Source organism: Marinobacter sp. DUT-3 (assembly GCF_050379435.1).
In the GTDB taxonomy this organism is placed as follows: domain Bacteria; phylum Pseudomonadota; class Gammaproteobacteria; order Pseudomonadales; family Oleiphilaceae; genus Marinobacter.
This window is the reverse complement of sequence record NZ_JBNRMG010000004.1, coordinates 169,755-182,996: the sequence shown is the minus strand read 5'-3', so window position 1 is coordinate 182,996 and position 13,242 is coordinate 169,755. Positions and strand designations below refer to the sequence as shown.

Annotated in this window: 10 protein-coding genes; 4 read left to right on the top strand and 6 right to left on the bottom strand. The window is 60.5% G+C overall.

Annotation, left to right across the window (positions count from 1 at the left end):
* Nucleotides 1–27: 27 nt before the first annotated feature.
* Together cysK and ACQUWM_RS09155 are read right to left on the bottom strand one after the other, a co-directional pair.
* Entirely contained in the window at nt 28–999 is a 972-nt protein-coding gene (gene cysK, locus ACQUWM_RS09160) for a cysteine synthase A (RefSeq protein ID WP_407002970.1), read from the bottom strand.
* A 39-nt stretch (nt 1,000–1,038) separates the two neighbouring features.
* On the bottom strand, nt 1,039–3,945 hold the full coding sequence (locus ACQUWM_RS09155; protein WP_428921915.1) for a transporter substrate-binding domain-containing protein: 2,907 nt from the start codon (nt 3,943–3,945) through the stop codon (nt 1,039–1,041).
* Between the two features lie 159 nt (nt 3,946–4,104).
* Here ACQUWM_RS09155 and ACQUWM_RS09150 point away from each other — a divergent pair, with 159 nt between their 5' ends.
* A complete protein-coding gene (locus tag ACQUWM_RS09150) occupies nt 4,105–4,830 on the top strand; it encodes a spermidine synthase (protein WP_428921914.1) in 726 nt (241 codons plus the stop codon).
* Here the strand turns inward: ACQUWM_RS09150 and ACQUWM_RS09145 are convergent.
* The gene (locus ACQUWM_RS09145; protein WP_428921913.1) at nt 4,823–5,263 is read right to left on the bottom strand and encodes a methylglyoxal synthase; all 441 of its coding nucleotides are present in this window, start codon (nt 5,261–5,263) and stop codon (nt 4,823–4,825) included. The genes ACQUWM_RS09150 and ACQUWM_RS09145 overlap by 8 nt on opposite strands.
* A gap of 85 nt (nt 5,264–5,348) precedes the next feature.
* On the opposite strand from ACQUWM_RS09145, the gene ACQUWM_RS09140 reads away from it, so the two are divergent.
* Entirely contained in the window at nt 5,349–6,131 is a 783-nt protein-coding gene (locus tag ACQUWM_RS09140; protein ID WP_407002967.1) for an ATP-binding protein, read from the top strand.
* Nucleotides 6,132–6,142: 11 nt separating this feature from the next.
* On the opposite strand, the gene ACQUWM_RS09135 is transcribed toward ACQUWM_RS09140, so the two are convergent.
* The 3 genes from ACQUWM_RS09135 to pdsR all read right to left on the bottom strand — a co-directional run bounded on the left by ACQUWM_RS09135 (nt 6,143) and on the right by pdsR (nt 10,287).
* Complete coding sequence (locus ACQUWM_RS09135; protein WP_428921912.1) at nt 6,143–7,453, bottom strand: DUF3422 family protein; 1,311 nt, start codon at nt 7,451–7,453, stop codon at nt 6,143–6,145.
* Between the two features lie 116 nt (nt 7,454–7,569).
* Entirely contained in the window at nt 7,570–9,582 is a 2,013-nt protein-coding gene (locus ACQUWM_RS09130; protein ID WP_428921911.1) for an ATP-binding protein, read from the bottom strand.
* 3 nt (nt 9,583–9,585) lie between these two features.
* Complete coding sequence (gene pdsR / locus ACQUWM_RS09125; protein ID WP_428921910.1) at nt 9,586–10,287, bottom strand: proteobacterial dedicated sortase system response regulator; 702 nt, start codon at nt 10,285–10,287, stop codon at nt 9,586–9,588.
* Nucleotides 10,288–10,492: 205 nt separating this feature from the next.
* Between pdsR and ACQUWM_RS09120 the strand changes: the two genes are divergently transcribed.
* Nucleotides 10,493–12,625 carry a marine proteobacterial sortase target protein gene (locus tag ACQUWM_RS09120; protein ID WP_428921909.1) on the top strand — a complete coding sequence of 711 codons (2,133 nt, stop codon included), beginning with the start codon at nt 10,493–10,495 and terminating at the stop codon, nt 12,623–12,625.
* Nucleotides 12,622–13,233: a class GN sortase gene (locus ACQUWM_RS09115; RefSeq protein WP_428921908.1), complete on the top strand. Its 612-nt coding sequence runs from the start codon at nt 12,622–12,624 to the stop codon at nt 13,231–13,233. Before ACQUWM_RS09120 ends, ACQUWM_RS09115 begins: the two co-directional genes overlap by 4 nt.
* The last annotated feature ends 9 nt before the right edge of the window (nt 13,234–13,242 follow it).

The following is a 13,242-nucleotide window of genomic DNA, read 5'->3' as shown; positions in this document are numbered from 1 at the left end:
CCTTGCCTGCTGTCGATGCCTTGAGCGTTACTGAACGTTTTCCTGCTCGCCAAACTGATCCGCAAACAGCGCGGACGACAGGTAACGTTCCGCCGAGTCCGGCAGCACCACGACGATATTCTTGCCCTTGTTTTCCGGCTGTTTACTGACCCTGATCGCCGCAACCACGGCCGCGCCGCAGGATATCCCGCACAGAATCCCCTCTTCCTGAATCAGCCTGTGTGCCATGGCAATGGCATCGTCGTTACTGACGGTTTCCACCTGGTCGACCAGATCCAGGTCGAGGTTTTTGGGCACAAAACCGGCGCCGATACCCTGGATTTTGTGAGGGGAGGGTTTTGGCTCCTCGCCGGCCATTACCTGGCTAATGATCGGGGAGTCCGTGGGCTCAACAGCCACGGAGGTGATGTCCTTGCCCCGGGTCTGCTTGATGTACCGTGATACCCCGGTCAGCGTGCCGCCGGTGCCAACGCCGGCGACGAAGATATCAACGGCGCCATCGGTATCGTCCCAGATTTCCGGGCCGGTGGTGTCCTCGTGAATGCGGGGGTTGGCCGGGTTATCGAACTGCTGCGGCATGAAGTGGTGCTCGGGATCGGTGGCCACGATCTCCTCTGCCTTGGCAATGGCACCCGGCATACCCTTGGCCGGCTCGGTCAGGACCAGTTCCGCGCCAAGGGCCTTGAGCACTTTGCGACGCTCCAGGCTCATGGACGAAGGCATGGTCAGGATCAGTTTATAGCCCCGGGCGGCTGCCACGAACGCCAGCGCGATGCCGGTATTGCCACTGGTGGGCTCGACGATGGTGGTGCCCGGTTTCAGGACGCCCCGTTTTTCGGCATCCCAGATCATCGCTGCGCCAATGCGGCATTTCACCGAATACGCCGGATTCCGACCCTCGATCTTGGCCCAGATGGTGGCACCGTCATTGACCCGGTTGAGCTTGATCAATGGGGTGTTGCCGATCGACAGAGAGTTATCTTCGTAGATGTTCGCCATGGGATTCTCCTTGTGGTTGTTTCCTGAAAGATGTGACGACTATTTTGAGACCGTTTGGACCTCCAGGCGGTTCCGGCCATTTTGTTTGGCAAGATACAGTGCCTGATCCGCCTGCCGGAGGAATTCATCCGGCTCGGTCGTGGTGTCGGGAGTGCCAATGGCAAGCCCGATGCTGATGGTGAGCTGGATATCCGGATGGTCACTGATGGTAAGGCTGTGACCGACCGCCGCGCGGAAGTCGTCAAGCCGTTTGATCATTTCGCGCCGATCCTGGTACGTAGTGAAGATCACAAACTCTTCGCCGCCAAAGCGGGCTATACGGTCGGTGTCGCGCCGGAAATGGGCGCGCATGCTGTCAGCCAGTGCCTTCAGGCACAGATCGCCAGCCTCATGACCATAGGTGTCATTGATCCTCTTGAAGTGATCGGCGTCTACCATGGCCACGGCGAAACCCGCGCGGTGGCGCAGGCACCACTGGAAGCTCTGGTTGAATTCACGATCAAAATAACTGCGATTGCCCAGCTGCGTCAGATCGTCCGTAACGCTCAGATGCTGCAGGGTGGCGTTGGCGATTGCAAGTTTCCGGTTCAGGCGGCCGAGCTTCCGGTTCCAATAGAACAACAGACCAAGGATAACGGTTGCAATCACCATCAGTTGCCACAGCAGAGTATAGTCCACGGTTTGTTTCAGCTGCACCGTACGCCACTGGTTGTCCAAATGTTGCCTTTCTTCGGCGCTCAGGCTGGCTACCAGCTTTTGCATAATGCTCAGCAGGATGGGCTCATCGTTGCGGGTGGCAACGGACAGCGTCCAGTCAGCAGGGATACGCCCGATCACCTTCAGATCGGCCAGTCCCCTTTCCTGCATGTGGTGACTGGCCGTAGCCAGCGTTGCAATACAGCCTTCCAGGTCGCCCTGTTGCACCAGTCGCAGCCCGGCACTTTCACTGGCAACCTCCACTAGGTGGATGCCAGGCTGCCTTTGCCGTATCAGTTCAGAAAAGGCGTAGCCTTCGACAATACCGATGCGTTTACCCTCCAGGTCTTTCAGGCGTTCCATGAACGGCGCTTCGATCCGGCCAATCACCACATTCGGGACCTGGAGGTACGGGGCCGTGAAATCCAGGAAGCGGGTTCGTTGCGGGGTATCCATCGCCAGGGGCAGAATGTCGCAGCGATGTTCCCTGACTGCCTGCACAGTCGCCTGCCAGCTGCTGCTGGGCAGGATGTCGAAATCAATACCGGAACGCTCGGCGAACAGCCGGAAAACCTCGGCTGACAGCCCGATGTGCCGGCCCTGTTCGCTGAGACCCTCAAGGGGCATCCAGTCCGGGTCAACACACAGAGTCAGTTGATGCTCACGCGCTTCAAGCCATGCCTGTTCCTGGTCAGTGAGGGTAACCGTGCCAGGAGCGTTCACAGGACGGTTGGGGGCGGCGCCGAGCCAGCGGTCTTCGATGGTTCGCATCTCGGTCGCGCTTATGGCGGCGAGGGCTGTGTCCATGGCCTCCGCCAGCGGCGTCAGTGTGAAGCGGATCCCGAACCGCAGATCTTCCCCCGGAATATTCTCAAGGGGCAGCTCACCGGCGATGCGCACGCCGGGTATACCCAGCTCACGCACCCAATAATTGCCGTTGGGCAGCGCCGCGAGGACCACGTCCACGCCACCGTCGGCGAGCGACTGGAACATGGCCTGCTGGGAGGTGAATGTGCGGACGTTCTCACCGAGCCGATCCTTCACTGCCTGTTCGTAGTAGATGCCGGAGCCGAGGGCGACGGTGAGGTCCGCCAGTTCGTCCAGACGGTCAAAATACAGGTCATCTCTGAGGGTGAAGGCGACGTTGGGAATGACATGGTAGGGTTCGGTGAAACGTGTAAAGGCCTTCCGCTCGGCATTGAGGGACATGTTGGCCATGACGTCAATTTCGCCCTTGCGGAACATTTCGAAAAGTTCTGACCACTGCCCGCCGACAGGGATCACTTGCAAGCCGGTCAGATCGGCGATGCGATTGAGGACGTCCACTGTGAGTCCCTGCAGGCGTCCGTCGTCCTCGAAACTGAACGGGGCATAGTCCCGCATGATGCCAACCCGCACCGGCCCGATCCGCCGGAGGAACAGTTGGTCAGCGGTGCTGATGCTGAACTCCCGGGCTTCGTTGAGGCGCGCGCCGCCATACTCTTGCCAGCGTTCCAGCAGGGTGTCGATCCGCTCCTGGGGCACGGCTTCCAGGCCAGCCTGAATCTGGTCGAACAGGGCCTGGTTGCTCTTCAGCACGCCGATGCGGAAATCTTCCTGGGAGAGAGGGCCAAGCGGCGCCGGGCCGGCAACATCCAGGAAACGGAAGCCTAACTGGTTGGCGGAGTATTTCAGGGTCAGCGCCGGTCCGATAATGGCATCCACCCAGCCAAACGCCAGGGCCCGTATCTGGCTGGCAAGGGAGTCATAGGTTTTCACATTGATGTCGTTGTCCAGCAGCAGATCCCGGTAGTAGACATCCCGGACCACACCAATCGTGAGGGCTTTCAGATCCTGCAGGGAGCTGACCTGATCGATGGGTTTTTCCGTGTCATGCATCAGGTAGGTCTGGCGGACGTGGTAGGGGTCAGTGAACAGGATGTCTTTCGCACGCTCCCGGCTGAATGAAATGCCGTCGATGGCGTCCAGTTCGCCTCTCATGAAGGCTGAGTAGAGCTCCGGCCAGCTGCCGGCACGATATTCGAAGGTGAGTCCGGAGTGGTGCTCCACTTCCTTCAGAATATCAATGGAAAAACCGGAGGCCTCGCGACCGGATATGGAAGAATAAGGCTGATTGTCCGATACGATACCAATGGATACCGGGGGCGCCGCCCTGACAGGTGTTGTGACAAGAAGCGCCAGCAGCACAACACAATACAGCGGATACCATGCCCTCCGGGGGCGAGAGAGCGGAATGGAGAGGGCGCTCATCAGGTCGTTTACAATCCTTTACATACTGAATGGACAGTGTAGACCTCCACCTGCGGTTTTTCCTGCCCTGTCGTCAGCCAGTGGGCACAAATGTACCCGATCCGGAAGTGTCCGGTGGTAGCATGGCCATTTTGAACATCTATCTATTGGAAGCTGCGTATGGGCCTTATGTTTGAAGAAATCGACAGCCAACCCTCATTGCTGGGGGAGATAACCCTACGGCGCCGGCGGATTCCCGCCCTGGGCGAGCGGGATATCTATGAAGTGAAGCTGGGCGATGAATTCCTGATGTCCAGCATGTTCGTGGACGCCGAGGTGGCCCTTGCCGACCTTGGGCTGGAGATGACCGAAGGGCAGGCGCTGAAGGTGGTGGTTGGCGGCCTGGGCCTGGGATACACCGCGGAAGCCGCACTCCGGCACGATCGGGTGGATGAATTGCTGGTGGTCGATGCCCTGGATACCGTGATCCGCTGGCACGAACAGGAAAAAGTCCCCCTGGGCAAAGTGCTCAACGCGGATGACCGCTGCCGCTATGTGCTTGGCAGTTTCTTTGACCTGGCGGTGTCCGAAGCCGGATTTGATCCCGAGCAGCCGGGGAAGGTGTTCGATGCCATCCTGCTGGACATCGACCATTCACCGCGAGCGCTGCTGCACGACTCCAACGCCAGTTTCTACACCGGAGAAAGCCTTGGCAAAATGGCGGCCCACCTGCGCCCGGGCGGGGTATTCGCCATGTGGTCCAATGACCCGCCGGATGAGGCGTTCATGGCCACCTTGCGAACCCTGTTCACCGATGTGGACGCTCGGGTGGTGTCGTTTTTCAATCCGTTCCAGAACCGGGAGTCCACCAACACGGTGTTCCTTGCCCGTAAACCGCTCAGCTGACTTTGCGGCCGGTGTAGTCGGAAAAGTCCGGCTTGAGGGGGTGGTGCCGGTCATCGGTCATGTAGGCGGATGTGAGAATGAACTCCGCCGTGGCGCGGTTGCAGGCCACCGGAATGTTCCACAGGGCGGCGATGCGCAGCAGGGCCTTGATGTCCGGATCGTGGGGCTGGGGTTCCAGGGGATCCCAGAAAAACACCAGCAGGTCAATTTCGCCCTCGGCAATTTTCGCCCCGATCTGCTGGTCACCGCCCAGCGGGCCGCTTAGCAGGCAATGGATGTCATCACGCCTGAGGTTCTCAGCGAGTAACCGGCCTGTGGTGCCGGTGGCGTAAAGGGACAGTTGTGCAAAGCGGGTCTCGTTCTCGGACACCCACTCAACCAGTTCTTTCTTCTTGTTGTCGTGCGCCACCAGGGCAACGGATTTCACAGCCATTTGCGGTAAAGTCTCCTTGATTTGCGATCAATCTGTCGACCAGTGTTTCATAACCGGACGACATGCGGAATAGGACAGAGGTGTGATGAAGACAACGACCATAGATTGGGCGACCACTCCGGCTGCCGTCTGGCGCCGCCACCGATCCGGCCTCCGGGTCATCCGGCGGCTGGATCCGGTACAGTGGCAGGCGCTGACCGGCATCGAGCGTCAGCAACAGGCGCTGGCGCGGAATACCGAACGCTTCCTCGCCGGAGAGCCATCCAACAACGCGTTACTCTGGGGTTCCAGGGGAACCGGCAAGTCGTCCCTGATCAAGGCACTGCTGAACCGTTACCGGGATCGGGGATTGCGGATGATCGAGGTGGACAAGGACGATCTGGTGACCCTGCCGGAGATTGTGGATGATATCTGCGACTTGCCGTTCCGCTTCGTGATCTTCTGCGATGACCTGTCGTTTGACGTGGGCGAGTCCGGCTACAAGGCTCTTAAAAGCGTGCTGGAAGGTTCGCTGGAACTGCCGCCGGAAAACGTGCGGGTTTATGCCACCTCCAACCGTCGACACCTGATGCCGGAGTTCATGTCCGACAACCTGAAAAGCGAGATGCGCGATGGCGAGCTGCATCCGGCGGAGGCCATCGAGGAGCAGGTGTCCCTGGCGGACCGGTTCGGCTTGCAGCTGTCGTTCTATCCGTTTTCCCAGGACGTCTATCTGCAGGCTGTGGACGCCCTGTTTCCGGAGGTGGCAGACCGGGATGAGTTGCACCGGGAGGCGATCCGCTTTGCCACCGCCAAGGGCGTGCGCAATGGTCGCACCGCCCAGCAGTTCTACCGGCAGTTTGCCGGGGACGACCAGTCGAACCAGTAAAGGGGCCCTGGCTATTGCCGTTTTGCCATGCGGATGAAGCGATGGTGTACCACCCGGACGCCCGTGTACACCAGAACCATTACCACGGGGATGGCAATGCCCAGTGTCAGTGACTTGTTGATATCGAACCCGGCTTCGTACACGGAATCCAGTCCCAGTTTGAGCAGGCCGATCAGGTAATAGGTGATGGCCACCACCGAGAACCCTTCCACGGTGTGCTGCATCATCAACTGGATCTTGGAGCGCCGGTCCATGGAGCTCAGTAACTGCTGGTTCTGGTTCTGGATCGCCAGATCCACCCGGGTGCGCATCATTTCCGAGGCACGGTCAACCCGGCGTGACAGGTCTTCCAGCCGCTCACTGACGGCTTTGCAGGTTTCCACCGCCGGGGTCAGTCGCCGGGTCATGAACTCGGTGATGGTCAGGTGTCCGGACAGCTCATCCTCACGGAGCGCGTCCAGTCTTGTCAGCACCAGCCGGTGGTAAGCCCGGGTCGCCGAGAACCGGAAGGTGGAATGGGCCCTGAAGGCCTCGATGCGGGCCGCGATGGCGGTCAGCTGGGCCAACAGTGCGGGCTCATCAACGTCGTCATTGTCCGCCAGGGACTGGGTGATCACCGCGAGTTTCTGGTCCATGTCGTTGAGGGATGGGGAGGTTTCCCTGGCCAGCGGCAGCGCCAGCAGGGACATCAGGCGGTAGGTTTCGATTTCTATCAGACGCTGGGTCAGGCGGCCAAGCTGGCTGTCGGACATATGGTGGTTCATCACCAGGAAACGGCCAAAATCGTCACTGTGAAGCTGGAACGTGCCCCATACCCGGGCCGCCCCATTCTGGGGACTGCTGCCCACCAACCTGCGCCCTTCAAAGTGCTGGCGGACGTAATCCAGATCTTCCATCCCTTGCCCGGCCTGTGTCTGTAGGTGGACATGAAACGCCGCAATCACGGTACCTGTCAGCTTATCCAGCCAGCCCTCCGGCAGCAGGCTGATGCCGGTTTCCGCAAAGGGCGCGCCAGCTTCTGTGGGATCCAGGTTGATGAAGGTGTAGGACGCAAACTCCATGTGCATTTCGCGCCGTATCCTGAGATTGCCAAAGGTTTTCTCGAAGCAACTGACTTCCTGTTCGGGTTCCGGCTCGCCCAGCAGGCGATGCAGCTCCTGTAGGTGTCGGAACTGGGCCTCGCGCTGCTCGGGGGTGGTGAGGACGGCAATGTGGGTCACCCGGGCAGGCGTTGGCAGTACCTGGAACGGGCGGGAATGCAGCTCGTTATACAGATCGTCCCGTAACGGGTGAATGGCAAGGGCTGAAAGGCTTGATCCCACGCTGGCTGGTCTCCACGGTGTCAGTTGGCTTGAATCCCGGATAGGTCACAAGGTTAGGGGAAAGTCGGTCGGGGGGAAATACGACCAGTGGCTGGTCTGCATCGTCTGAAAGTCGCTCACGGGCCCGGTACGGGGGTGTGCGTGGGCAGGCTGACGGTGAACAGCACGCCGTTGGCCTCATTGCCTGCGGTCGCCGATCCGCCGTGGTGTTCGGCAATCAGTTTCACGATCAGCAGGCCTTGCCCCAGGTGTCCTTCCTGCGTGCCTTTTCGTATGGATACAAACGGGTTGAAAATGTCGGAGCTCAGGTGCTCCGGCAGCGGTGGCCCCTGATTAAACACGCCCAGTTCAAGGCTCTTGCCCTTTGGTGAAAGGCGGATTTCGATCAGGTCTCCCGTGGCGGTGAAGTCCCGGGCATTGTCCACCAGCTTGTCCAGCAACTGGACGATCAGCTCCGGTGACCCGTTCAGGGTGCAGCCACCGGCAGGCCCCTGATAGACAATCCGGTGATCCGCATCCAGCTGTTGATAGGCGCGGGTGGTCTGATCCATTACCTCCGCCAGATCGAAGCGTTCCTTCTCGGCGTGGTCGAAACTCTGTTCCAGCCTGGCGGCTTCGCTCATGCCGTTAAGAATCTGGCTGAGCCGATCGGTGGCGGTGGTTGCACGGTCGATGTAGCTGGTGCGCTCACTGTCGGAGTCGGTGTGGCGCAGATTTTCCAGGGAAGAACGTACTACGGCCACCGGCGTTTTCAGCTCATGGGACAGCCGGCGGGAGAAGCTTTCCAGGTATTCGTTGTAGCCGTGCAGCCGGTCGACCATCTGGCCAAAATGCTGGTGCAGTTGTCCCAGTTCGTCGCGGGCCCGTGTCTCCGGCAAGGTACCGATGATGCGGCCGTCGTCGTCAACGCTGGCACTGACCGCTCGCTGTAACCGGGTGATTCGCCAGGACAGCCAGCTGACATAGCCCAGCAGCACCAGCATCAGCCCCACCACCAGCAGGGTGCTGCGGGCGATCACCGAGCCCAGGGTGTTCCCGGACAGTGCCAGCAACTGATCCATCGACTGCTCCAGAACCAGGGTGCGGCCACTGAACACCGGCTGGGTGACCATCAGGAAGCTGTCGCCATCGCGGTGACGCACCAGCCCCTGATCTGGCAGGGTTTGCGGATCAGAGCGGATGGCGGTGTCGTCAATTGGCCGGGGATCTGGCTGATAGAACCGCACCAGCGCTCGCAGGCCACTGAGGGCAATCTGCTCCACGACTTCCAGCGGGCTGAGGGAGTCAAACGCTGGCCGGTCGTGTTTGTCCGCAACGGCCTGACTGGCGATCACCCAGCCTCCGGCTTCCAGTATGCGCACTTGCTGACCGCTGGCCATCTGGTTTGATAGCTGTTGCTCCAGCAGGGGCAGGCGCGTCACCAGCACCGGGGGCGGGCTTAGGGGAGTGCCAGCGGATTCGGTACCGTCCGCGCCTGGCCATTCGGCAACAAGACCGAGGCGACTGCCTTGCGGAGGCAGCGGCAGCTTCAATTCCAGTTGGTAGCCCTGGCCGACGGTTTCCCACTGCCCGGTTATGCGGTAATCCCGCTCGTTGCTTTGATCCGGGATTATGGCGGTGACGCCCCCCGGAGCCGGGGTGCGGATCAGCCGTTCAGCCTGTTCCCCGTTATAGAACTGAATCAAGCGCAGGCGATCGTGGGGTTGGTCGGGTGAGCCGGGGTCGAAATAACGGATGTCGGGGCGCGATACCCGCACAAGCAGGTACAGGTGCCGTTGATCGGTTGCAGCTTGCCAGCGCAGCGGTGAAGGGGCGTTTGCCTGGTGTGGCTCCTGCCATTGCTGTTGCGATTGCTCTTCGTCGTATCCCGGCCAGTCTCCGCCATAGCCGTCCACATGGAGCTGCCTTTGAACCGGGTGGGCATAGATCACCGGTGCATCCGCTGGCACCACAGAGTTGCCGATCAGGCGATCCCCGGCGGTTTCCGCCATGCGCCTGGCTTGTTCATGCAACTGCCCCGTGGCCTGCTCCCGCAGCGCTTCGTCCAGCTCCAGCACGAACTGTAGGCCGGCCCATGGAATCAACAGCATCAGCAGGCTGGCAACGAACAACTGGCGCTTGAGGCTCAAGGCTTACACCTCATGGGCATTCCAGCGATACCCCATGCCGTAGGCGGTCTGAATGCCATCAAAGTGGCTGTCGATCTGCATGAACTTACGGCGGATGCGTTTGATGTGGGACGTCACGGTGTTGTCGTCCAGCACCGTACTGGCGGCCTCCATCAACTGATCGCGGCTGCGTACATGTCCCGGATGCTGGACCAGGGAGTGAAGCATCCAGAATTCGGTGACAGTGAGATCGACAGGCTGATTTTCCCAGTCGGCCGTCATGCGATCCACGTTCAGGGTCAGCTTGCCCCGCTGGAGCACTTCGTCGGGTTTTTTCAGCGCCTCCGCCCAGGCATCGGCCCGGCGGAGCAGGGCGGTAACACGCGCCAGCAGGTGATCCAGGCTCATGTCCTTGGTGACATAGTCGTCCGCCCCCAGGCGCAGGCCATGGACCGAATCAATGTCGCTGTCCCGCGCGGTGAGGAAAATGATCGGTACTGTCGCCGACAGGTTTCTCAGGTCCTGACACAGGGTGAAGCCGCCTTCGGGTTCATCCCCCAGCCCCACGTCGATGATGGCCAGGTCCGGCAGGGCTGAGCGTAGCGCCTGGAAGGCGTTTTTGCGGTCACCGTAAGCCGATACGCGATACCCGCGGCGTTCAAAAGCATCCCGGTAGTTCTCACGAATGGCGGGCTCGTCTTCAATCAGGGCGATATGTCGTTTCATGGATAACTGGGGTTCGGTGAATGACAGGCTCTATTTAACCACGCTGCCGGGCCAGAACAAGGTAAACCGGTGGGTTTGCCACAATTCATCATTTTCTCTCCGTCTGAATGCCAGATTCCGCCACGTGAGCGTCGTTTCTTTGCGCTGAAATACCCGCATTCAATACAACCCGGCGCCGCCGGCCCCGAAAAAGAAAGGATGCACCATGATGCTACCGACGACTCTGCTAAGGCTGGAACTCAACAAACCCGAACTGAACACTGCTCGCGTCAAACGCTGTTTCGAAGGCATATCCCTGTGGCTGGCGGTGATGATGCTGTTGTTCGTTCACCCCCTGTATGCGGAAGCCTACCAGGCACCGGGGGCCACCGGAGAAGGTGCCGGCATGCTGGAATTTGTGGACACCAACGGGCGGCGACAGGGACAGGCCACCTTGCTGACCACCGACTACCGTGTTCGGATCAGCGGGTTGATTGCCGATACCCGATTGACCCAGAGCTTCAAAAACACCAGCCAGCAATGGCGTGAAGGTGTGTTTGTTTTCCCTTTGCCCGAAAAGGCCAGCGTCTATGGCATGACCATGCGTGTGGGAGAGCGGAAGGTCGTTGGTGAGATCCGGGAAAAGCAGGAAGCCAAAAAGCGCTACGAAGACGCAAAAAAGGCCGGTAAGAACGCCGCACGGGTCGAACAGCAGCGGCCGAACCTCTTCACCACTCATCTGGCTAATATTCCGCCGGGTGAAACCGTGACCGTGGAACTCAACTATCAGCAGGCGGTTCGCTACCAGTCCGGGGAATTCGAGCTTCGTTTGCCTACCACACTGACGCCCCGATACATGCCCGGTGCTCCGCTTGCCGAGACTCCCTCGCAATGGCAGGGCGGCTGGGCTAAGCCAACAACGGAAGTGCCGGATGCTGATGCTGTCAGCCCGTTCACAGTGCTTGCGAAGGATGTGGGAGAGCAGAGCCATCGCGCTTCGATCAGTCTCGACATCCATGCGGGGTTGCCGGTGGGCGATGTCACCAGTCCAAGCCACGAACTGGTCAGTACCTGGGACGGTGATCGAGTATCGGTTACGCCGGAGCAGCACAAGGTGTTGATGGACCGGGACCTGGTGGTGCGCTGGGCGCCGGTGCGGGGGCAGGAGCCTTCCGCGGCGGTGTTCCATGAGCAGTGGCAGGGTGAAGACTATCTGCTTGCCTTGTTGGTGCCGGGCCTTAACCGTGACCGGAACCTGCCCCGGGAACTGGTGTTCGTAATCGACACCTCCGGCTCCATGGCCGGCCAGTCTATCGGCCAGGCCAGGGCCTCGCTGCTGCGGGGGCTGGACACCTTGTCGCCCGATGATCGCTTTAACGTCATCCAGTTCAACAGCCAGACCCATTCGCTGTTCATGCAGGCGGTGCCCGCCAACGGCCAGAATCTCGCCCGTGCCCGTCACTATGTGGAGGGGCTGAGCGCCAATGGTGGCACCGAAATGGCGCCGGCGCTGAATGCAGCGCTGGGCAATGATTCGCAACAGGATGGAGCGAGCGGCCATCACGTCCGCCAGGTGGTGTTTATTACCGATGGCGCCGTGGGTAATGAAAACGCATTGTTCGACCAGATTCGGCGGCAGCTGGGGGACCGCCGGTTGTTTACCGTCGGTATTGGTTCGGCCCCGAACATGCACTTCATGCGGGAAGCGGCGAGATACGGCCGTGGCAGTTACACCGCCATTAGTGATACCGCCGATGTTGCCGGTCCGCTGGACGATCTGTTTGCCAAAATGCAGTCGCCGGTACTGACCGATATTGATGTGGACTTCTCGCAAGTTGCCGGCAGCCCTGAAGCCTACCCCGCCAGACCCGGTGATCTGTTCGCCGGCGAGCCGATGGTTCAGGTGATTCGCGGTGCAGGCAAAGAGGGTTACCTGGGCGTCTCCGGTCTCCTGCCGGACGGAAGCCGCTGGCAGACCTCGCTGGACCTGTCCCGGGCTGCTACGGGCAAGGGGCTTCACCGTCACTGGGGGCGTGAGAAAATCGACAGTGTGATGGACCGGGGGCTATCTGGGCGGGTTGACGACAAAGAGAAGCAACAGGTTCTCGAACTGGCGCTGGCGCATCAACTGATCACCCGTTACACCAGCTTCGTGGCGGTGGACAAGACACCGGTAAGGACAGCGCCGGAGCCCATGGAAACCGACCATGTGCCTACCCTGTTGCCGGCAGGAAGCAGCTCCACCATGCTGCGTTATCCGCAAACCGCGACCATGTCGCCCTTGCTGATCGCACTGGGACTGCTGGGGCTGATGTTCTCGGCCGCCGCCTGGATGCTGCAACGGAGGGTGTTCGCATGAACCGCCTCCTGCTGTTGCTCACGATGACCTTTGGTGTTGTGCTGACCGTCGGGCTGTGGATTCCGTTCAAGGCCCTGGTGGCTCAGGAGCTGCTGGAGCTGGCCTGGGCCGAGAGCCAGGCCCGGCAAACGGAAACCCGCCCCTGGCCCTGGGCCGACACCTGGCCGGTGGCCCGCCTGTCGTTGCCCGAGCTCGGGCAGTCCATGATTGTGCTGGAGGGTGCCCACGGCGAGAGTCTGGCCTTTGGGCCGGGACAGGTGCTGGGTAACGCCGCCGGTCCGGGGCCGGTGGTGATCGCCGGACACCGGGATACCCATTTCAGCAGTCTGCGTCACCTGCAATCGGGCAGTGAACTGAAGCTGCAGACGCGCTCCGGTCGCTGGTACAGCTATCGGGTTGATAATGTCCGCGTTGTCGACAGTCGTCATGAGCAGATCGATACCGGCCAGCTTGATGACGATACCCTGTTGCTGGTGACCTGTTATCCCTTTGACAGCCTCAATAACCGTGGCCCCCTGCGTTACGTGGTGGAAGCCAGAGCCGGCCAGCCGCCGGTTGCCAGCAGTGATCATGGTCCCGTACAAATTGGCACTGTTGCCGGGCTGTGAGTATGGCTT

Excerpts from the sequence above, each read along its gene's own strand:
- cysK (WP_407002970.1), bottom strand. The coding sequence starts at position 999 with ATGGCGAACATCTACGAAGATAACTCTCTGTCGATCGGCAACACCCCA.
- ACQUWM_RS09155 (WP_428921915.1), bottom strand. The coding sequence starts at position 3,945 with ATGAGCGCCCTCTCCATTCCGCTCTCTCGCCCCCGGAGGGCATGGTAT.
- ACQUWM_RS09150 (WP_428921914.1), top strand. The coding sequence starts at position 4,105 with ATGGGCCTTATGTTTGAAGAAATCGACAGCCAACCCTCATTGCTGGGG.
- ACQUWM_RS09145 (WP_428921913.1), bottom strand. The coding sequence starts at position 5,263 with ATGGCTGTGAAATCCGTTGCCCTGGTGGCGCACGACAACAAGAAGAAA.
- ACQUWM_RS09140 (WP_407002967.1), top strand. The coding sequence starts at position 5,349 with ATGAAGACAACGACCATAGATTGGGCGACCACTCCGGCTGCCGTCTGG.
- pdsR (WP_428921910.1), bottom strand. The coding sequence starts at position 10,287 with ATGAAACGACATATCGCCCTGATTGAAGACGAGCCCGCCATTCGTGAG.
- ACQUWM_RS09120 (WP_428921909.1), top strand. The coding sequence starts at position 10,493 with ATGATGCTACCGACGACTCTGCTAAGGCTGGAACTCAACAAACCCGAA.
- ACQUWM_RS09115 (WP_428921908.1), top strand. The coding sequence starts at position 12,622 with ATGAACCGCCTCCTGCTGTTGCTCACGATGACCTTTGGTGTTGTGCTG.